The sequence below is a fragment of the Faecalibacillus sp. TM498 genome (assembly GCF_020589955.1).
GTDB classification, from domain to species: Bacteria; Bacillota_I; Bacilli_A; order Erysipelotrichales; family Coprobacillaceae; genus Faecalibacillus; species Faecalibacillus intestinalis.
This window is the reverse complement of sequence record NZ_JAJDKB010000006.1, coordinates 61,862-84,281: the sequence shown is the minus strand read 5'-3', so window position 1 is coordinate 84,281 and position 22,420 is coordinate 61,862. Positions and strand designations below refer to the sequence as shown.

The following is a 22,420-nucleotide window of genomic DNA, read 5'->3' as shown; positions in this document are numbered from 1 at the left end:
AAAACGTAATCAATCGCGGATAAATAAGATTGATAGAAAGGAATGTATATTGTAGGTGACTACTCAGATGGGTCAATTACAATATACCAGGAGTAACAATGTTGATAAAAAAGATTCTTAATAATAATGTTGTAATTACTATAAACGATGATCATGAAGAAATAATCGTTATGGGTAAAGGAATTGCTTATGGAAAAAGAAATGGCGATCTTATTGATATTAGTAAAATCAATAAGACCTTTGAATTAAGCTTAAAAGATGAACAAAAAAAGATGCTAAACATGCTAAAAGACATTCCAATTGAATATATGGATACTTCTGATCAAATAATTCAAAAAGCAAAGAAAGAATTAAAAGTGGGAATTGATGACTCTCTTTATATTACTTTAACAGATCATATTCATACAAGTATAGAGAGATATAAAGAAGGGGTTATATTAAAAAATCAGCTATTAATGGAAATTAAAAGTTTCTATAGAAAAGAATTTGAATTGGGAATGTGGGCATTAACTTTAATAAAGGCTAAATATGGAATATCTATGGATGAAAATGAAGCTGGATTTATCGCTTTACATATTGTATGTAGTGAAACTGATAATGCAATAGAAAACGCCTATGAAATTACTGCTTTTATTAAAGAAATATTGGAGATAGTAAAGAATTATTTTCATATAGAATTTGATGAAGAATCTTTATCATATTATAGATTTGTTACACATTTAAAATATTTTGGTTTACGTTGTTTTAATCATATGAAACATAATCAAATCGATTCATTAAATAATGATATTTTAGAAATAATGAAAGAAAAATATGTGGATGCATATTTATGCGTCTTGGAAATAAAAAAATATGTAAAACAAAAGTACGATTACATTTTAGAAGATGAAGAAATATTATTTTTAACAATACATGTTGCAAAGATTATCTTAAAAAAATAAACAGAGATAATTTGCATATAGATGGATAGTAACATTCAGTTGGCTAAACCTCATAGTTTGAAAGAATTCAAAAAAGGAGGAATATATTATGAAATATGAAGAACTTTCAAATGAAATAATTGAGGCTGTTGGGGGAAAACAAAATATTGTTTCTTTACAACATTGTATGACAAGATTGAGATTTACCTTGAAAGATGAATCTCAAGCAGATGATGAAAAAGTAAGAAGCATAAAAGGAGTTCTATCATTAATAAAAAAGGGAGGACAATATCAAATTGTAATTGGGACATATGTCCATGATGTTTATCTAGATATTTGTAAAATAGCGAATATTGAGGAAAAAGAAGAAAAAAAAGATAATGAAAATAAAGAAAAGAAGAATATCATAAATTCTTTAATTTCAACTATTATAGGAGTAATTGCTCCAATTATACCTATTCTAATCGGTACAGGATTAGGAAAATGCTTACTGATGATTGTATCTATGATGGGATGGGCTAATGCAGATACATCTATGACGTATTACATCTTCAATTTTGTTTTTGATGCAGGTTTTACTTTTTTACCTGTTTTCGTAGCAGTAGCTGCAGCAAAACATTTTAAATGTAATACATTTATGGCAGCACTATTAGGATGTGCACTTGTTCATCCTAATTGGAACAGTATTGTTTCTGCGGTGGATCCAAAATTTATTGGAAGTATTTTGGGAATATTCCCTGTTTATGGAATGTCATATACATCTTCACTAATTCCAGCAATCTTAGTTGTTTGGGTAATGAGTAAAGTTGAGTATGGTCTAAACAAATATTTACCAAATATGATAAAAGATATTTTATCACCATTATTAACATTATTAATAATGGTGCCATTAACATTTGTAGTATTAGCACCAGCAATGGGTATTGTTTCAATTTATTTAGGCAATGCACTATTATGGATCTATAACACATTTGGAATGTTTGCTCTTGCAATTTTATGTATAGTATATCCATGGCTTGTAGTTACAGGAATGCATTCAACACTTGCTATCGCTGGAATTCAAATATTGTCGCAATCAGGATATGATCCATTTTCAAGAACTTTAACATTGACAGCAAATATGTCACAAGGTGCAGCTGCAATGGCGTGTGCTTTAAAAACAAAAAATAAAGAATTTAAACAAACTTGCTTATCTTCAGGACTTACGGCTTTTCTTGGTGGTATAACTGAACCATGTATTTATGGAGTTACATTAAAATTGAAAAAACCAATGTATGCAGTAATGATAGGATGTTTTTCTGGAGGATTGTATGCTGGTTTTGTTGGACTAAAAGCTTATGCGTTTATGACACCAAGTATTATCAATATTCCTATGTGGATTGGTGGAACAAGTAATTCAAATTTAATCAACGCAATTATTACAATTATTATTTCTGCTGTTGTTACTTTTATTGCAACATTAGTTATTGGATTTGATGATCCAGTTGAAGAAAGTAATGATATTAATCATAATTTGATGAATAATGTAAAAAGTCCAATAAGTGGAAAAATTTTAGACTTAAATTCTGTAAATGATGAAATGTTTTCTAAAGAAGTTTTAGGTAAGGGTGTTGCTCTTATTCCTAATGATAATAAGGTATATTCGCCAGTTGAAGGAATTATTTCTGCTACATTTGAAACAAAGCATGCTATTGGAATTACAACAGATAAAAATATGGAAATTTTAATTCATATTGGTATTGACACTGTTAAATTTGGGGGTAAACCATTTAAACAATTCGTTGAAAAAGGTCAAAGAGTAAAGCAAGGAGATTTGTTAATTGAATTTGATAAAGAATTGCTAAAACAAGGAGATGCGGATTTAACAACAATGGTTGTTATTACCAACTCAAATGATTATTTAGAAATTATTCCTACCAAAGAAAAAAGAGTTAAGATGAATGATGATTTATTAACAGTTATTTAAGGAGAAAACATATGGTTTATGCAGATTTACATGTTCACACTAATTATAGTGATGGAACTCATTCGATAGAAGAGGTTATTAGATTAGCAAAGAATAGAGGAATAAAAGTTGTGGCAATAACTGATCATGATACACTTTATCACTATGATAAAGTTAAAAAAATTTGTGAAAAGAATAATATAAAGACTATTCGAGGTGTGGAAATGAGCTGTTATGATTTTGATGTTTATAAGAAAGTTCATGTTGTAGGGTTATGGCTAAATGATAACCCTACACATGTAGAAGAATTATGTAATCATACTTTGAAATGTAGAGATGAATATCATCATCAGTTAATTGACGAACTAAATGATAAGGGATTGGATATAACATATGAAGAAGCAAAAAAATTTTCTCCATATAATATAGTGTTTAAAATGCATCTTTTTCAGGCAATTGTCAATAAATATCCAGAATATAACAATTTGGAAAAATATAGAGAATTATTTGCAGGAAAAGTATCTCAAGATGTTGATCTACAAATGGGATATATTGATGTAAAAAGCGGCATAGAAGCAATACATAAGGATGGTGGTATAGCTATCCTAGCTCATCCATGCGAGTATGATAATTATGATGAAATAAAAAAATATGTTTCATATGATCTTGATGGAATTGAAATTTCTCATCCAAGTATGAAAGAAGATGATTATCCATTAACTCAACATTTTGCTAAAAAATATAATTTATTGAAAAGTGGAGGAAGTGATTTTCATAATATAAAACTAACAAGTATAGGGGATTTTGGCTTAACAAAAGAACAATTTGATGATTTGGAAAAAGAGGCATTACAAAAATGAAGAACATAAATAACTTTAGAAATGTTAAAGGGTATATTAATAAAGATAACAAAAAATTAAAAGCTAATATGATTTTTAGAGGTGGTGCTTTAAATCGTTTGATTCCAGATGAGATAAATTATTTCGAAAAAAAACTAAATATACGATATGTACTGGATTTCAGAGATCAAAATGAAGCTGAAAAAGATCCAGATATTATAGGAAATCGAATTAATTATGAACGTATAAGTGCGTTACAACTTCAAGACGAGCGTTTTCAGGGATTTGATTTTGGTAAAGAACTTAGTAAGAATTTATCTTTAACGCAAATAGATTATTTATCACAATATCTTCTAGATGGATATAAAAATATGCCTTTTAATAATAAAGCATTTGATAAATTATTTAAATTACTTCTTAAAAATGATGGTAGTGTTTATTATCATTGTAGTGCTGGAAAAGACAGGACAGGTATTGCTACTTTTCTTATTATGATGGCATTAGATATGAATGAAGAAGATGCAATAAATGAATATCTATTATCTAATAAGTATTTAAAAAATTTTATTGACCAATTTTATTTGGAACATAATGTATCAAAAGAATTTCAAAAGTTAGCAGATAAGTTACTCTATGTAAGAGAAGAAAATATTCTTTTAGCGATTAATGCTATAAAGTGTAAGTATCAAAGTTATGATGATTATTTTGAAAAAGAATACAATCTAACAAAAGAAAAGAGAAAACTACTGAAAGCAATCTATTGTGAGTAAAAACAAAAAATAGTAATGGGAAAAAGTGTATTAATTTATCACGTTGAGTGGTTTGTTAGAATTTTGATTGCTGCAATATGTGGTTGTTGCATTGGTTATGAAAGAAGTAGCAGAAATAAAGGTGCAGGTATAAGAACTCATGCTATTTTAGCGTTAGGTTCAGCTTTGATGGTACTGATCTCAAAATATGGTTTTTGTGATTTTAAAAATATAGACGGATCTCGTCTTGCTGCTCAAATTGTAAGTGGTGTAGGTTTCTTAGGCGCTGGTGTTATTTTTGTAAGACATGGAACTGTTTCGGGACTGACTACGGCAGCAGGAATGTGGGCTACTTCAGGAGTAGGAATGTGTATTGGATGTGGATTGTATGATTTAGGAATAATTTCTACTTTTCTTATTGTTGGTTTGCAAACACTTTTTCATAGGGGATTTTTCTTAAGAATGACACAAAATACCATAAAAGTTCGTTTAGAGGTGTTATATAGAAAGAATCTCATATATGATATAGAAAATTTATTTAGTAATAATAATTTGAATATTATTGATATTAAATATGAAAAAAGAAGCGAAATAGTAATTATGGAGATAGAAATTAAGTTTCCTTCAAAAAATGAAAAATATAATCTAACAAATGAAATTCTTGAAAAAGATTATGTTGTAAAATTAAGTTATTTTTAGAAGGGAAAATTTTATACTTTTCAATATTAAAAAGATACTTTTGCAGTATCTTTTTATGTTCTCTCATTTTTAAATTCTAAAGGGGATTTATTATATTTTTTTCTAAAAACCTTACAAAAATAATTTGGATCCTCAAATCCACATTTATATGATATTTCCTTTACACTTATTTTTTCATTAATCAATAATTCGGATGCTATTTCTAATCTATAATCTAACAAAAACTTATGAATGGTTGTATTGTATTTTGATTTAAAATGATTTAACAAAGTTGATCTACTGCAAAAAAAGTATGCACATAATTGTTCGATGGTAATTTCTTTATTATAATTAGAAATAATATATTTTTTTACTTCTTGAGCTAGATTATCATGTTTTGCTTGTACTCGGTTTGTAAGCGAAATGTATTTTGCATATATATCACAAATATTAGCAAAAGAATAGACTTGATCTTCATTTAAGATTGCAATCTTGGTCACATATTTTTTTAACTTTTCTTGGTCATCAAAATATTCTTTTGATTTTTCAATGATCTCAGAATAATTTCTGTATGTACCAATGACTGCTTGTCCCATCATTAAATATCCTGTAAGAACTCCGTAGGAATATAGAGGCATAATAGCTTCATTTAAACCAAAATGACATTTGTATATATATAATTCTCCTGATTCTTTTACGTGTTCCATAGCCTTATAATCACAATCCAAACAATGTTGGTATGATTTTTTATTTTTTCCTATTTCGTTACAAAATTTTGATTTTTTGTGTGGATAAGAAGCTAATAAATTTTGATTTAAATCAAAAATAGACATATTTAATCCTGAAAGAAGGTATAAGTCTTTTAGCATTTTTTCTAGTTCGATCATAATTTCTCCTTTAAATAATTTATATCATACTAATTTACCCTTAATTATACTTTATTCTCTTTTGAAATGAAATAGATATTAATATAATTTAAAAGAAAAGGGGAAAGATAATTTGAAAATAAATAAGATATTAAATAATAATTATGTAACATCCTATAATGATGATACAGGAGAAATAGTAGTTATGGGTCCAGGTGTTGGATTTAGAAAAAAAGCAGGAAATACAATAGACAATAATAAAATAGAAAAAATCTTTTATTTGCCAATTGGACGAGAAATGGATATCAATCAGTCTATTCATTACAAATTGGCACGAAATATTGTAAAGATGGCATCGGTAAAGTGGAATACTCAGTTCTATAATGAAGTCATTGGAATGATAGCCAGCTATCTTTCTTTTGTTTTAAATGCACGAGAAAACAATAAAAAATTATTTCAAAACAAAGCAATGAATACTAGAATTGAGAATGATTTTGAAAGTGAAATCATGCAATACATATACGAAAAAATAAATATTAAACTTACTAAAACAGAAATTAAATACATATTACTTTGTTTGAAAAATTACTCATTCATTGAGGAAAAAGAAGATGATCAAGTGGGCACTCTTGTTAATGAAATAATGTATATTGTAGAGAAAACATATAATATAAAGTTAGAAGAGAATTCAGAAAAATATATAATTTTTAAAAACAATATTATTAGTTTATCAAGAGAAATTGTAAAGTTGATCAATCAAGGTATTAAAGTTCATCAGGAATCAAAATTTACAAACGATTCCAAATCTAATATGTGTACTAATATCGTAAATAAATATATACGAGAAAAATATCAATATAATTTATCAATTGAAGAAATGAAATTTTTAAATGATAATATAGAAAATATGAGTATTAATTAAAAAAATAACATATCAAGACAAAATGTTGTAAAGTTTCTAGCATAGATAAGAAATTTATGCTAAACATCATTAATTTAAACATAGATTATGACTTTAAGTAGGCAAGTTCAAATAAATTATATTTTTCATGTGTGATTTATATGGTCTTTATTTTTCCAAATTTATAAATTTAAAACATAATTTTATATTAGTGACTCTAATAATTATTTTTGATTAATACTTTACTTTAATAAAGACCTGGCTTTTAATGTTGGTTATTTACTGTTTTTGATAGTATTTGTTTCTCCAGTTGCAGGATTTCTACCTTGTCTTTCGCTACGATTTCTTACTTCAAAAATACCAAATTCTTTTTTAACTTATTAGAAATTACTTTTGTAAAACTTGTGATTACTTTTTCAATTTCTGCATCTGGAAGAGATACTTTCCATGAAATAGCTTCAATTAATTCTTTTTTATTCGTTTTGAATAAAAAAGAATTATATTAAATTATGATAAAATAAAAAAATATAAATTCCATATTAGAAGATTTCAAAAAAGATTGATAGTGTTTAATTTGTTTATAATTTAAAAAAAAACTTATACACTAATGCAAAAAATATTAAAAAGTCAAAAGAGTGTTTAATTGGTTTATTTATTATGACTTTAAAATATGTAATTCTTAATTATTACTAGTCATATTGTATAAATAACGAAAATTTAGTTAGTTTGAGAAGTGATTTTTTATTTTGTATGATGAATATGGATAGAAAAGGGAGATACAAATGAAAACAAACAAAGAAAAAGTATTTGATTTTATTGTTGAATATTCTAAAAGATTTAAAACAATAAATGATGAAACTCCTAAGTTAGATACACAATTTCTATCTGAAAAATTGGAAATGCGTAGGAGTAATCTTTCAAGTATATTGAATCAGTTGGTTGATGAAAGAAAAATTGAAAAAACAAAAGGGCGTCCTGTGCTTTATTATCTGTCAACAGATCAAGAAGTACAAATTGAAAATCAAGTTTTTGATTCATTGATTGGACAAGATTTAAGTTTAAAAGATACGATTCAGTTTACAAAATCTGCTATTGCATACCCTATGAGAATACCAAGAATTCTTTTTACAGGACAAAAGGGTATAGGGGTGAGAACATTAGCGGAAAAGATTTACGAATATGTGTGCCTTCAAAGAATTTTAAAGAAAGATTCAAATTTCAAAATTGTTGATTGTTTAGATTACAATGAGAAACAAATAAGTGAAAAGTTAATAGGTAAAGAAAATATTTTTTTAGAAAATAATCATGGATTGATTTTAATAAAGAATGTAAATGTAGTGTCTAAAGATTTGATTTCAAATGTTATTAGAATGTTAAAAAATAATTCCGATTTTGATTTTATACTTATTATTCATCTTAATGAAGACCTCGATAAATTGGATTACTTACGAGATTACTTTAATTTTATGGTCCATATCCCTTCCTTGGATAACAGAAATCTCTCGGAAAGATTCCAGTTTATTGAAAAATTCTTTCAAAATGAATCAAATAATTTGAATAGATCAATTGAAATTAATGATGGTTTAATGAAATGTTTATTACTTTATCCTTGTAAGGATAATCTTATTGAACTTAGAAACAACATTCAATTTGGTGTTGCAAATGCACTTTCTAAGTCAAAAAAGAATACGAACATAGTTATTGAATTAGGTGATTTACCACCTAATGTCAGAAAAGGACTTTTATATATTAAAAAGCATATAAATGATTTAACTAATGTTTTAGAGAAGGATACAACATATGTATTCAATCATAATCAAACATTGAGAAAAAAGATTAAAAGTGAAAATTTAGATATCTATGCACAGTTAGAACAAAAATACAAAGCTCTTGGAAAAATGGCAAATGAAAAAGAAAAAGATGCTTATCTAATTGCTAATATTGAAGAACAGATTGATGACTACTTAAAACAAATTACACATGATATAGATAAAGATAAAATCAAAAAAATTTGCTCTACAAAGTTAATTAATTCTGTAGAAAAATTCTTAAACAGTGCAAGTGTTCGATTTAATCAGGTTTATTCAAATAAAATATATTATGCAATATGTCTTCATTTGAATAATGCAATAGTTAGAAACAGTTCAAAACAAAGAATTTCTAATGAAAATATTATGGAAATCATTGATAAGTATGATGAACAGTATGTGTTTTCTAGAAAGTTTTTAAAATCAATAGAAAAAGAATTCAATGTAACTCTATCTATGGACGAAAGTGCTTTTATAACTTTGGTTTTAACTCTTCAAGAAAATGAAAAACTAAAAAAGAGAAATGTTGTTACATTAATTGTAATGCATGGAAGTAAAACAGCACAGTCAATAGTAGAAGTTGTCAAACTTCTGATGCCGGTAAAAAATATCGAAGCTTTTGACTTATCATTAGAAGATGATCCAAAAGAATCTTATGAGCAATTAAAAAATAAGATTATTGAAATAAATCAAGGAAGAGGAATATTAGCTCTATATGATATGGGTTCTATTCAAGTCATGTTGGATTCAATCATGGAAGAAACAAAGATAAATATTAGATCAATTGAAGTTCCTATTCCATTATTAGCGATGTCTGCTTGTAAACAAGCTGAAGAAGGAAAGAATGTTGATGATATTTATGATCATTTGGTTAGTGAATATTCCGATAAATCATATTCAAGAATGAGCAATAAGGATGTTATTATTGCATTATCGTCAGCTAATGAAAATAACAGTGAAAGTATTAAAAGATATTTACAGACTTTAGAGGATTACAGAGATTATCAAATATTATCATTTAATATTTCTGATAAGCACAGTTTAATCAATAGAATCAATGAAATCAAACTTAAAGGTAAGGTTATCGGGATTGTAGGAACTTATAATCCTGATATCTTCAATATAAAATTTGTAGATTATCAACATTTACCTAAAGTTTATACAATACATGAATTATTTGCAGAAAGCGATGATGATTTTGATATCATTGAATACTTAACAGAACAGTTTGAGATATTCAATTATGATGACCTTCAAAACTCATTATTACCATTTGTAAAGAAACTAGAAGAAATATTTGAAGAACCATTTACAGAAGATACAAGATTAGGAATGCTTATTCATATGGGATGCTTAATTGACAGATTGACAAAAAAGCAAGCATCTGCGGTCAATTTTAATTTGGATAGTATAAGAACAAAGTATCATGATGAATTTACAATGGTTTCTGAAGCCTCTAAGAAACTTGAATCAACGTTTAATGTTACATTTAGTGACAGTGATAAAGCAACAATTATAGAAATTATTATTAATAACAAAAGGAGAAATTAATTATGACAAAAGAAGAAGCCTCAATGATTGGGTTTGAAATTGTAGCGTACTCAGGAGACGCAAGAAGTAAATTACTATTAGCTGTAGAAAAAGCTAAACAAAAAGAATTCGGTGAATGTGATAAATTGATTGCAGAAGCGAATGAATGTTTAAATGATGCTCATAAATCACAAACAGAATTATTACAAATGGAAGCTAGAGGAGAACACATTGATATTGGATTTATTACTGTTCATGCTCAAGATCATTTGATGACAACAATTTTATTAAAAGATATTATTAACAATTTATTAGATATTTATAGATAATGAGGTAAAAAAAGATGGATGCGTTGATTGGAAAAATCGAGAAAGCTAAGCCTTTCTTTGAAAAAGTTTCTAGAAATAAGTATTTAAAAGCAATCCGTGATGGATTCATGTCAGCTATGCCAGTAGTACTATTCTCAAGTATCTTCATGTTACTTGCTTATGTACCAAACATTTTCGGATTCTATTGGCCTAGTGATATCGAAGCAATGATTTTAAAACCATATAACTATTCAATGGGATTATTAGCAGTGCTTGTAGCTGGGACAACAGCAAAAAACTTATGTGACAGTTTAAATAGAGATATGCCAGTTAATAGACAAATCAATAATATTTCAACTCTTATGGCAGGTATTGTAGGTTTCTTAGTTGTAGGTGTTGATTCTATTAAAGGCGGATTCTCAAGTGGATACATGGGATCTAAAGGGTTATTAACAGCCTTCTTAGTAGCATTCTTTGTATGTAATGTGTACAAATTCTGTGTTAAAAGAAATATTACAATTCATATGCCAGAAGAAGTACCACCAAATATTTCACAAACATTTGCAGATGTTATTCCTTTCGGAGTTTCAATCTTATTATTAGCTTTATTTGATATAGCATTTAGACATTTTGTAGGTATGTGTTTCGCTGAATCAGTTATTGAATTCTTCAAACCTTTATTTACTGCAGCAGACGGATATTTAGGATTAGCTATTATTTATGGAGCTATGTCATTATTCTGGTTCGTAGGTATTCAAGGGCCATCAATTGTTGAACCAGCAGTTTCAGCAATTTATTATGTAAACATTGCTAACAACTTAGAATTATTCCAAGCTGGAAAACATGCAGCTAACATTTTAACACCTGGTTGTCAACAATTCGTAGCTACATTAGGTGGTACAGGAGCAACTCTTGTTGTAACATTAATGTTTGCTTTCATGGCAAAATCTAAAGAATTAAGAGCAGTAGGTAAAGCAAGTTCGATTCCTGTATTATTCGGAGTTAATGAACCAATCTTATTTGGTGCACCATTGATCTTAAATCCAATTTTCTTTATTCCATTTATTGTTGCACCAATCTTAAATGTATGGATGTTCAAAGCATTTGTAGATATTTTAGGAATGAACAGTTTCATGTATATTCTTCCTTGGACAACACCAGCACCACTTGGTATTGTATTAGGATGTGGAATTACATTGTTATCAATATTATTTGCAGTATTAGTTTTGGTTGTAGATTTCGTAGTTTATTATCCATTCTTCAAAGTTTATGATAAACAAAAATGTGAAGAAGAAGATGAAAAAGGTGGATATGTTAAAGAAGAAGATGAAGATGTTGAAGTTTCATCTGATGTAGTTAATGAAAAGCGTGTATTAGTGTTATGTGCTGGTGGGGGTACTAGTGGATTATTGGCTAATGCATTAGCTAAAGGTGCTGATGAACAAGGCATTTCAATTATTACTGCCGCAGGTTCTTACGGTGCACACTATGATATGTTAAAAGACTATGATTTAGTAGTTCTAGCTCCTCAAGTAGCAAACTACTATGAAGATTTAAAGAAAGATACAGATCGTATTGGAATTAAATGTGTTGCTTGTGAAGGTAAAAAATATATTGAATTAACTCGTAATCCTCAAAAAGCATTACAATTTGTATTCTCAATTTTAGATGGAGAAGAATAGAATTTAATAATAACCATTAGGTCTAATCCTAATGGTTATTCAATATCGTTAAGTTAAGGAGAAAATTATGAAATTTAGTAAAGATTTTGTATTTGGTGGAGCAACAGCTGCTTATCAATGTGAAGGTAGTACTAGAGAATATGGAAAAGGAAAAGTAGCATGGGATGATTATTTAGCTAAACAAGGTAGATTCTCAGCTGATCCTGCTAGTGATTTCTACCATAAATATCCTGTGGATTTAAAATTATGCAATGATTTTGGAATTGAAGGTATAAGAATTTCTATTGCATGGTCAAGAATTTTTCCTGACGGAAAAGGAAGAATCAATCAAGAAGGTGTAGACTTCTATCATAGAGTATTCCAAGAATGTCATAAAAATGGTGTAGAACCTTATGTAACTTTACATCACTTTGATACTCCTGATGCTTTACATAGTCAAGGGGACTTCTTATCAAGAGAAACAATTGATGCTTTTGAAGAGTATGCAAAATTCTGCTTTGAAGAATATAAAGATGAAGTAACTTATTGGTTTACATTCAATGAAGTATGGCCAATTGCCACAAATCAATATATTGAAGGAACATTCCCACCATGTATTACTTATGATATTACAAAAGCGGTTAAATCAATGCATGGTATGATGGTAGCACATGCTAAAGCAGTTTGTGCTTATAAAGAAAAAGGTTACAAAGGCAAAATTGGAATCATTCATTCATTAGAAACTAAATATCCTTTAAATGAAAATGATCCAAAAGATGTATATGCAGCAAAAAAAGAAGACGTGTTAGCTAATCAATTCTTATTGGATGCAACTTTCTTAGGATACTATACAGATGAAACAATTAAAATTATCAATGAATTAGTTCATATTAACAATGGAACATTTGAATATGATCCAGCAGATATTGAAATCATGAAAAAAGCAGCAAAAGATAATGATTATTTAGGAATGAATCATTATCAAAGTCACTTTATTAAAGCTTATGAAGGTGAAAATGAAATTCATCACAATGGTACTGGAGAAAAAGGTACTAAAAAATTCAAATTAAAAGGTGTAGGAGAAAGAGTGTTTAAAGAAGGTATCCCTACAACTGACTGGGATTGGTTAATTTATCCTGAAGGTATGTATGATATGATTATGAGAATTAAAAATCAATATCCAAACTATAAAGCAATCTATATTACTGAAAATGGTATGGGATATAAAGATCATTTTGATAATGGTAATATCGATGATTCTCCAAGAATTGATTACATTAAACAACATTTACAATGGTTATTAAAATCAATTGAAGATGGTGCAAATGTAAAAGGATATTTTGTTTGGTCATTAATGGATGTATTCTCATGGTCAAATGGTTATAATAAGAGATATGGATTATTCTATGTTGATTACGATACACAAGAAAGATATCCTAAAAAATCAGCATATTGGTATAAAAAAGTAATTGAAACAAGAGAGGTATAATTATGGATTATAGAGGAGTCATCTTTGATTTTAATGGTACATTATTTTTTGATAATGATAAACATGTTAAAGCGTGGGGTGCTATTTCACAATTATTAAGAAATAAAGGTATAACAGATGAAGAACTCCATGAACACTTTAATGGAGTACCTAATAAACAAATCATTCAGTATATGTTAGGTGATAAATGCACAGAGGATGATATTGTTAAATATTCTTCATTAAAAGAAGAATACTATAGAAAATTTTGTAAAGAAGATACTGAAAATTTTCATTTGGTTAAAGGATCAGAAGAATACTTTGATTTGCTAACAGAAAAAAAAGTACCATTTACAATTGCAAGTGCATCAATTAAAGAAAACATTGATTTCTTTGTAGAATCATTTAACTTAGATAAATGGATTGCACCATCTGATATTGTTTATGATGATGGTACTTACGAAAATAAGATAGCAATGTTTAAAAAAGCAGCAGATGTCATTAAGACTGATATTAAAGATTGCTTGATTATTGAAGATTCATTAAGTGGTATTCAAAACGCTTATAACTCTGGTTGCAATATGATTATTGTTATTGATTCAGCGAACAAGAAAGACGAATATGAAAAATTACCTGGTGTTATAAAGGTAATTGATGATTTTACTCAAATTTAATTTATATGTAGCATTTTATTTAATAAAAGAGTTTCCTAAAGTCTAAAATGTCATGATTAAAAAATGCTATTTATGAATATATAAGTGTTTTATATCATTTCTTTAAACCCAACCCTCTTAATAACCTAATGTGTTTATTATGTAAGATTAAAATACTTTAAAAAAATATGGTACTATGCCATATTTTTTTATTTAGAATAAGTGTTAAAATAAGTTATGATGTAAAAATGACGAAATAAATAATAATTTATACGAGGTATAGATATGTTTGATAGTTTTGATATAAAATATACGGATGGTTTAGAATTGGATGGAGCTTTTTCTGTTTCGCACATTAATTACGGATGTTCCCCTAAATTTCATGGAGAGGATGCAAATGATATAGCAAAAAGCTCTAGAAAAAATAGTATTACTTTTAAAGATAAAATAGATGATGTTTTAGACAGCATAAGAAAGTTTAATGGGACAGAAAAGAATTATAAAATTGCAGATCGAATCTATTTGTGGAAAAAATATTGGTTTGACTATATAGAAGCATTTGATAAATCAACGAAAGTAATGCCTGATTCTGTAGTTACGGTATACATAGGAAGACATGCAATTGAATTAGGCTTAAAATATTTAATCATGGTAAAGAAAGGAAGTGTTGTAAAAAGCCATGGTTTAAAAAAGTTGTATGATGAGTTCGATAGTGTATATAAAATTCAGGAGCAATATATGGAATGGGTGGATTTGTTTTGTGAACTATATTGTAAATACATTGAAGGAGATAATCCTGAGTATTTTAGATTTCCAGAATATAAAGGAAATACTAATTTTGCAGGGAATCAATTAGATATAAGATGGTTATGCTATAATCTTTCTTTGATTATATTGAAATTATTACATTTTTCTGGACTGGAAGACGAATACAATAATAATTAAATAATATTAGAATAAAATATAACATTAATATACTTTACACTTATTTAATGCTATAATTTATAGTATAAAAGGATTGTGACTTTTAGTAGGCAAAACCGATAATTAAATGGATCTTATTCCATATTAATTGTTGGTTTTTTTATTTCTTATTAATAGATGCTTAAGAAAGGAGGATAAAAGGGAACATCTATTTTTAATAAATTTTTGTTGTTAGAGTAGAATAGTAGTTTATAAAACATAAATATTTTAAGAAAGAAGGATAGATTATGAAAAAGATATATAAATTATTGATTTGTGTTTTAGTTTTAACTATGTTTACAGGTTGCTCCAGGCTACTTCAAAAAGAAATGCAAAAGAAATTATTGAAGATATGATTTTATATTATGGGACTTATGAGTCAAAATCAAAAGATAAAGTAAATGATCTATTGGAAGAATTAGAAGATGTTGACTCTTCAAAAGCAAAGCAATGGGATGAAATTATGAAGTATTGGCAAACAAATCATGAAAAACTTGAGATTAATAATGATATATTGCCTGATGGATTAGATAATAGTAATAAATTATGCATTGTTGTTTTAGGATATCAACTTAATGATGATGGTACTATGCAAGATGAACTTATTGGACGTTTGAAAGTTGCATTAGATAGCGCAAACAAATATCCTAATGCATATGTTGCTTGTACTGGTGGAGGAACTGCAAAAAACAATTCTAATGTAACTGAAGCAGATCAAATGGCACAATGGCTTATTGATAATGGATTGAACAAAGATAGATTGATTATTGAAAATAAATCATCATCAACTGTTGAAAATGCTAAATTTACATATAACATTCTTAGAAAAAAATATATAGATATTGATAAAATTGCTATTGTAACAAGTGATTACCATATAGAAAGAGGTTCATTATTGTATAAAGCACAATTAGTTTTATCTGCTGCTAAAAATAATGACAAATCTATACAAATAGTTTCAAATGCTGCTTATCAAGCACATAAGGATAGTGAACCATTTTTATGGCAAGCTGGTGGGCTTTGCGAAATACTTGGTGATGTCAAACTTGCTAATAAGATTTATGATGAAAAATATACAAAGCCAAAACTTTAAAAGATATGTTAGTTTTTATAAAGTCAATATAGGATTATTATCTTTTATATTTATTTAATGAAAAATAATTTATAATCATACTTTTTTACCCTATATTGTACTTTGTTCCATTTCTATTTTTAAGGGTTAATTTATAATATAGTCAGGAGGAAAGAAAAATGGAAATGAAAAATGAATGGGTCAAAGATCCTAAAATTTTTAATGTCAATCGTTTAAGTGCAACAGCATCGATTCATAGATATGCAAGCACTAAAGAATTACAAGAAAAACAAAGCAGTTTCAATTATTCATTAAATGGGAGCTGGAAGTTTCATTATGCAACAGGATTTAATCAATTAATACCAGAGTTTTCTGATAAAGATTACTGTGTAGATCACTGGGATGAAATCAAAGTACCTGGTCATATTCAATTACAAGGTTATGGAAAACCAATGTATGTCAATCAAATTTATCCTTGGTCGGGAACACAACAAATTATTCCTGGAGAAATTCCTGATAAGAATCCAATTGGAAGTTATGTTACATACTTTGACAGTTCAGTAATCAAAGATAATGTCGATACTTATATTACTTTCCATGGTGTTGAATCAGCCATGGCTCTATGGGTCAATGGAACATTTGTTGGTTACAGTGAAGACACATTTACACCTTCAAGTTTTAATATTACAGATTTGATTGTTAATGGAGAAAACAAAATCGCTGTTAATGTTTATCGTTTCAGCAGTGGAAGTTGGTTAGAAGATCAAGATTTCTGGCGTTTTTCAGGTATCTTTAGAGATGTTGAACTTCAAATGGTTCCTCATATTCATTTAAAAGATATCAAGATTTTGACACATTTAAATGAAAATTATGATCATGCAACTGTTGAAGTAACGCCAATGATTGTAAAAAAAGAGGCTAAATTTAAGGCGGTCTATACTTTAAAGTATAAAGATGAAGTTATTGGACAAAAAGAAAGCAAAGATTGCTTCAGTCCAATCAATTTTGAACTCGATGATCCTCATTTATGGTCAGCAGAAAAACCAAACCTTTATCAATTATATGTAGAAATCATGGATGAAAATGGTTTGGTTGAATGCAGTCAACATAATGTAGGTGTCAGAGAATTTAAACTTATTGATGGTATCATGTGTATCAATGGTAAAAGAATCGTTTTTCATGGTGTCAATCGACATGAATTTTCAGCTGAGACAGGGAGAACGGTTTCTTATGAAGATACTAAAAAAGATATCTTGAATATGAAAGCCAATAATATCAATGCCTTACGTACATGTCATTATCCAAATCAAACATTTGTTTATGATTTATGCGATGAATATGGTCTTTATGTCATTGATGAAGTCAATCTTGAAACCCATGGAACATGGAGTGAACTTTTTGATAAAACACATATCATACCAGATGATAAATCTGAATGGCTAGATATTATTTTAGATCGTGCCAATTCCATGTATGAAAGAGATAAAAACCATCCTTCGATTATTATTTGGTCATTAGGAAATGAATCTTATGGTGGTAAAAATCTTTATGAAATGTCTAAGTTTATGAAACAAAAAGATACTTCTCGTTTGATTCATTATGAAGGACTTTCACATGATCGTCGCTACAATGAAACAAGTGACATTGAAAGTCAAATGTATACTTTTGCAGTTGATGTTGAAAAATACTTAAAGGAACATCAAGATAAACCATTTATTTTATGTGAATACGCCCATTCTATGGGAAACAGTAATGGAGCATTATTCAAATATATTGATTTAGAAAAGAAATATTCCTTGTATCAAGGTGGATTCATCTGGGATTACATCGATCAAGCATTGTATCATGATGGAAAATTATGTTATGGTGGGGACTTTGGTGAAAGGCCAAGTGATTATGATTTCTGTGGAAACGGTATTGTTTTTGCAGACCGTACAAATACACCAAAGATGCAAGAAGTCAAATACTGTTATCAATATGTAGATTTTAGAATAGATGAAGATGTTATTCATATCAGCAATAATTATTTATTTACTGATTTAAATGAATATCAATTACAAATGGATATGTTATGCAATGGTAATGTTGTTCAAACCAAAACAATGATAGTAGATTGTAAACCATTATCATCAGTTGTTGTTGAAAATCCATTTAAAATAAATAATCAAGACCAAGAATGTGCAGTAACAGTCTATTTGAAAAAGAATCATGAAATATACGCTCAACAACAATATATCTATGAAGTAAAAAATAAAACACATAACATTCATACAACAAAACACGTAGATATCGTTGAAGACTACTTGAATGTAGGCGTTGTAGGAAAAGATTTCAATGCGATTTTCTCAAAACAAAAAGGTTTGGTTTCTTATAGATATCATCAACAAGAATATATTAGAGTACCTGTCAGACCAAATTTCTTTAGAGCAGCTACAAATAATGATGTTGAAAACAAATATGGTTATCGCTATGGTAAATGGTTAACTGCCAGTCTATATGCAAAATGTGAGTTTGTTGGTGTTTCAAAAGGAGATAGTTCTTGCAAGGTTGAATATGCTTATGACTTACCAAATTTACAAGATGAAAAAGTTCATTTAGTTTATGAAGTCTATGGTGATGGTAAAATCATTGTCGATATGTCTTATCAACCGGTTGTTTCTGAAATTGAAATGCCTGTATTTGGACTTATCTTCCAATTATATAAAGATATGGAAGAAGTAAATTATTATGGATTTGGTCCAGAAGAAAACTATATTGATCGAAACAAAGGGGCACTTCTTGGAAAATATACTTATCAAGTAACAGACAATTTAACACCTTATTTATATCCACAAGAATGTGGTAACAGAACGCATGTAAGAGAATTATCAGTTGCGGGTGAAAATACAAAATTAAAAATCAAAGGTGAAGATTTTGAATTTTCAGCTTTACACTATACACCTTATGAATTAGAAAATGCGCGTCACAAAGATGAACTTCCAAATGTTTATCAAACGGTTTTATGTATCAATGAAAAACAAATGGGTGTTGCTGGTGATGATACATGGGGTGCTAAGACACATGATGAATTCTTATTAGATAAAGAAAAACATCATTTACGTTTTAGTTTTAAAGGTAAGTTATAATGAGATTTATATTTGTAAGACATGGAAAGACACATTTTAATGAAATCAATCTGACACAGGGTTGGTGTGATTCGCCTTTATCAAAAGTAGGAATCAAACAAGTTGAAAATATTTCAAAACAGCTAGAACAATACCAAATAGATAAAGCCTACACATCTCCATTGGGTAGGGCAGTACAAACGGCAAATATTATTCTAAGTAAAAAAGAAGTCGAACCGATTTATGAAGAACGTTTTAAAGAAGTTAATTTTGGAATACTTGAAGGAATATCCACAGAACTTGTAAGAAAACTCAATATTGAATCACCTGACTGGTTAGAAGATTTGGATATGGATTACAGACCTTATGAAGGAGAAGATATTCATGATGTTATTTCAAAACATCATGAAGCTCTTCAAGAAATAATAGAGGATTGTAATGATAATGAAACAGTTTTAATTGTAGGGCATGGCTGTTCTCTATACGGCTTTCTTAAATCGCTATTTTTTAAAGAACAATTTCTTGAATTCCCAAATAACGCTACTGCAATGATTGTTGATTATTCAAATGAAAATTTCTCGCTCGAACAAATTTTAAATCCTATTATATAAAAATAAACAGGTTTGCGATGGTAAACCTGTTTATTATTTATAAAGTTTCAGAATATTTGATACAGATTAGATCAGAAATAAGCTGTAATGGATAGGGATGACTTGCATAGCCGCCTTTACTGTTATAACGGATGTAGAAATCGATAAATGGATATTCTATTGACTGATCAGAAGTAATCATGCATATCTTTGGTTTCTTTTTGTTACTTTTGAATGGCTTGGCTCTTGGAAAAATACGATCAAAATAGGTTCCTGATTCTGAAAAAATAATAATAAGATTATTTTCATCAGCGTCAGTAATATAGTCTGCCTGATCTTTGATATTAAAACAAGAAAAGATAAGTTTACCACTTGTTTGCAGATCGAATTGTAAATTGCAGGCAACACTTTCAGATTGCATATAGCCAAAAGCGGCTATTTTCTGATAAGAACTGATTTCTTGAACAAGTGTATTGATTTGTTTTTCAATATCATTTTCTAAGAAGTAATTTAAATTGGAAATAACATTTTTTACATATGATTGAAACATTGATGAGGATTCATATTTTTCATAGTCAAACTTTCTTTTTAAGCGAGCAGACTCAACAGAAAACTTTGCGATTTGATTTTTCAATGCATTGAAATCTTTAAGTCCAATATCACGACAAAAGCGCGAAATACTAGAATTTGACACATAGCAAGCCTGAGCTAGATCTGTGAGAGAATATTCTTCTAAATCGCGCATATTTTCTATCATATATTTAGCTATTTTATAGTTATTTGAACCTTTTGGTTCATCATTAAGTGTTGATAAAAGTATAATTATTAAGTTAAACATGGAGAATCTCCTTTATGTATATTTTAGATAATTATACCATAGTTAATTATTGTTTAACAACAATAGTTTTAGCTACTTTATCATGAAAAGATTGTGTATTTGCTTGGAAATAAGCATAGATAATTGAACCGATAGTTAAAGCATAGGCAATATATTTTAAAGGATCAACAATCATTGTAAGTTTAAATAATGGAAGTAGCTTTCTTATATAGGTTGGGATGATAATCATTCCACCTTCAAGTAAGGATGCTCCAAGAAGTTCTCTTAACATCATATCTTTTAAATTGATTGATTCATTATTTTCTTTAATGATTTTGATCTTACATATTTTTTTACCAAGTGTTTGTCCTTTAAAAAGATATGTTGGAATAAATACATAGTGAATAATACCAATCAAAACACCATAAAGACCTAAAGCAAGACCTATAGAAAAATCATAGTGTGTTAAATCAAACATATAAGGTTTTAAGTAGTCATTTCCTCTTAAATAGAAGGTAATAGGGATAACAGCCAGCATGTTAGTAAGATACCAATCGATGATCATAGCTACAAATCTTCTAACACGTGTTTCGATAATATCCATATTATTTCTGTTTTTATTGCTTTTGTTATTTTTTGTTTTATTTTTTCTCATAAGTAGTCCTCCAGGATAGAAAAATTATAACAAATGAATGCTTTATTTACTTTTGCTTTTCCAAAAGGTAGAAATTATTTCCAAATATTGGAAATAAAAAAAGAAAGCCGAAGCTTTCTATAAAGATTTTATAATCTTTTATAATCATCCATATTTAATAAAGATGCAGCATCTTTATCACAGATAACAGTGAAGTTAGGATGTAATTTTAAAACAGTTGCTGGTAGTTCATCTGAAATAGGTGAATCTAACACTTGTTTTAAAATTTGAGCTTTTTCTTTACCAGTAACAATCATTACAAGATGTTTCACTCTCATTAGACTTTTTGGACCCATTGATAAAGTGATTGGTAGATGATCTCTTGCTGGATATGTTGGATTAGCTGCATTTTTTGTTTTACGATCCATTGGATAAGTATAACTATCCATAGGTGTACATCTTGGACAGTTGCTGCAGAAATGTCCATCCCAACCTAGTCCAATCAACATAACATCAATACCACCAGCATCTCTGATTTCTTGATCATAAGTTTCCCAATTTTCCATTGTTGTTGTATGGATTCTTTCATCAGGAATATTTGCATCTTTAAAGAATAGTTCTTGCATTTCTTCCCAGTTTGGGCCATGTGGTTTATCTTGATAAGGTGCTTCATCAAAAAGATAGTATTGAATGTCTTTGAATTTTTCTTGGTCTTTAACATAAGGTACCATCATCTTATAAAGATTGATAGGAGAGCGTCCAGCAGTTAAAGAGATGTTAACTCTTTTATCTTGCATCATTGCTCCAAGTAAAATGTGCATTGCACTTTCGCTCATTTTTTGTTCATTTTCTTCAATGATTAACTTCATAATATATCCTCCTGTTTTATAAGAAGATATAACTCACACACAATT

General features: G+C 28.2%; 19 protein-coding genes and 1 pseudogene. 15 read left to right on the top strand and 5 right to left on the bottom strand.

The features are described from left to right. The first annotated feature begins 98 nt into the window (after positions 1 to 98). From licT to LJD32_RS03390, 5 genes are all read left to right on the top strand, one after another. On the top strand, positions 99 to 941 hold the full coding sequence (gene licT, locus LJD32_RS03410) for a BglG family transcription antiterminator LicT (protein ID WP_227391782.1): 843 nt from the start codon (positions 99 to 101) through the stop codon (positions 939 to 941). An 88-nt stretch (positions 942 to 1,029) separates the two neighbouring features. After that, on the top strand, positions 1,030 to 2,886 hold the full coding sequence (locus LJD32_RS03405) for a beta-glucoside-specific PTS transporter subunit IIABC (protein ID WP_227391781.1): 1,857 nt from the start codon (positions 1,030 to 1,032) through the stop codon (positions 2,884 to 2,886). Between the two features lie 11 nt (positions 2,887 to 2,897). Beyond that, entirely contained in the window at positions 2,898 to 3,725 is an 828-nt protein-coding gene (locus LJD32_RS03400; RefSeq protein ID WP_147579936.1) for a PHP domain-containing protein, read from the top strand. Next, complete coding sequence (locus LJD32_RS03395) at positions 3,722 to 4,474, top strand: tyrosine-protein phosphatase (protein WP_175301920.1); 753 nt, start codon at positions 3,722 to 3,724, stop codon at positions 4,472 to 4,474. The genes LJD32_RS03400 and LJD32_RS03395 overlap by 4 nt, the downstream gene beginning before the upstream one ends. Before the next feature lie 15 nt (positions 4,475 to 4,489). Beyond that, complete coding sequence (locus LJD32_RS03390; protein ID WP_147579934.1) at positions 4,490 to 5,152, top strand: MgtC/SapB family protein; 663 nt, start codon at positions 4,490 to 4,492, stop codon at positions 5,150 to 5,152. Between the two features lie 53 nt (positions 5,153 to 5,205). Here the strand turns inward: LJD32_RS03390 and LJD32_RS03385 are convergent, their stop codons facing one another. Then, a complete protein-coding gene (locus tag LJD32_RS03385; RefSeq protein WP_175301919.1) occupies positions 5,206 to 6,018 on the bottom strand; it encodes a PocR ligand-binding domain-containing protein in 813 nt (270 codons plus the stop codon). Between the two features lie 112 nt (positions 6,019 to 6,130). On the opposite strand from LJD32_RS03385, the gene LJD32_RS03380 reads away from it, so the two are divergent. Next, positions 6,131 to 6,919: a CAT RNA binding domain-containing protein gene (locus LJD32_RS03380; protein WP_147579932.1), complete on the top strand. Its 789-nt coding sequence runs from the start codon at positions 6,131 to 6,133 to the stop codon at positions 6,917 to 6,919. Positions 6,920 to 7,173: 254 nt separating this feature from the next. Here the strand turns inward: LJD32_RS03380 and LJD32_RS03375 are convergent. Further along, positions 7,174 to 7,364: pseudogene (locus tag LJD32_RS03375) on the bottom strand (HU family DNA-binding protein); the annotation flags it as partial. A 316-nt stretch (positions 7,365 to 7,680) separates the two neighbouring features. On the opposite strand from LJD32_RS03375, the gene LJD32_RS03370 reads away from it, so the two are divergent. The 9 genes from LJD32_RS03370 (at position 7,681) to LJD32_RS03330 (ending at position 20,076) form a co-directional block, all read left to right on the top strand. Then, the gene (locus tag LJD32_RS03370; protein WP_227391780.1) at positions 7,681 to 10,257 is read left to right on the top strand and encodes a PRD domain-containing protein; all 2,577 of its coding nucleotides are present in this window, start codon (positions 7,681 to 7,683) and stop codon (positions 10,255 to 10,257) included. 2 nt (positions 10,258 to 10,259) lie between these two features. Beyond that, positions 10,260 to 10,565 carry a PTS lactose/cellobiose transporter subunit IIA gene (locus LJD32_RS03365; RefSeq protein ID WP_147579930.1) on the top strand — a complete coding sequence of 102 codons (306 nt, stop codon included), beginning with the start codon at positions 10,260 to 10,262 and terminating at the stop codon, positions 10,563 to 10,565. Positions 10,566 to 10,579: 14 nt separating this feature from the next. Next, on the top strand, positions 10,580 to 12,226 hold the full coding sequence (locus tag LJD32_RS03360; RefSeq protein ID WP_175301916.1) for a lactose-specific PTS transporter subunit EIIC: 1,647 nt from the start codon (positions 10,580 to 10,582) through the stop codon (positions 12,224 to 12,226). Positions 12,227 to 12,293: 67 nt separating this feature from the next. Beyond that, positions 12,294 to 13,694, top strand: a complete 1,401-nt coding sequence (gene lacG / locus LJD32_RS03355) for a 6-phospho-beta-galactosidase (RefSeq protein WP_217498488.1) — start codon at positions 12,294 to 12,296, stop codon at positions 13,692 to 13,694. A 2-nt stretch (positions 13,695 to 13,696) separates the two neighbouring features. Next, on the top strand, positions 13,697 to 14,347 hold the full coding sequence (locus LJD32_RS03350; RefSeq protein WP_147579927.1) for an HAD family hydrolase: 651 nt from the start codon (positions 13,697 to 13,699) through the stop codon (positions 14,345 to 14,347). A 264-nt stretch (positions 14,348 to 14,611) separates the two neighbouring features. Continuing rightward, on the top strand, positions 14,612 to 15,271 hold the full coding sequence (locus tag LJD32_RS03345; protein WP_147579926.1) for a hypothetical protein: 660 nt from the start codon (positions 14,612 to 14,614) through the stop codon (positions 15,269 to 15,271). 370 nt (positions 15,272 to 15,641) lie between these two features. Then, a complete protein-coding gene (locus LJD32_RS03340) occupies positions 15,642 to 16,382 on the top strand; it encodes a YdcF family protein (protein WP_227391779.1) in 741 nt (246 codons plus the stop codon). 158 nt (positions 16,383 to 16,540) lie between these two features. Then, the gene (locus LJD32_RS03335; protein WP_227391778.1) at positions 16,541 to 19,486 is read left to right on the top strand and encodes a glycoside hydrolase family 2 TIM barrel-domain containing protein; all 2,946 of its coding nucleotides are present in this window, start codon (positions 16,541 to 16,543) and stop codon (positions 19,484 to 19,486) included. Next, complete coding sequence (locus LJD32_RS03330; protein WP_227391777.1) at positions 19,486 to 20,076, top strand: histidine phosphatase family protein; 591 nt, start codon at positions 19,486 to 19,488, stop codon at positions 20,074 to 20,076. Before LJD32_RS03335 ends, LJD32_RS03330 begins: the two co-directional genes overlap by 1 nt. 37 nt (positions 20,077 to 20,113) lie before the next feature. Here LJD32_RS03330 and LJD32_RS03325 read toward each other — a convergent pair whose 3' ends face one another. From LJD32_RS03325 to LJD32_RS03315, 3 genes are all read right to left on the bottom strand, one after another. Beyond that, positions 20,114 to 20,893, bottom strand: a complete 780-nt coding sequence (locus LJD32_RS03325) for a MurR/RpiR family transcriptional regulator (RefSeq protein WP_117793008.1) — start codon at positions 20,891 to 20,893, stop codon at positions 20,114 to 20,116. A gap of 46 nt (positions 20,894 to 20,939) precedes the next feature. Then, positions 20,940 to 21,527: an RDD family protein gene (locus LJD32_RS03320; RefSeq protein ID WP_227391776.1), complete on the bottom strand. Its 588-nt coding sequence runs from the start codon at positions 21,525 to 21,527 to the stop codon at positions 20,940 to 20,942. Between the two features lie 128 nt (positions 21,528 to 21,655). After that, complete coding sequence (locus LJD32_RS03315) at positions 21,656 to 22,375, bottom strand: 6-phosphogluconolactonase (protein WP_032091554.1); 720 nt, start codon at positions 22,373 to 22,375, stop codon at positions 21,656 to 21,658. Positions 22,376 to 22,420: the final 45 nt, after the last annotated feature.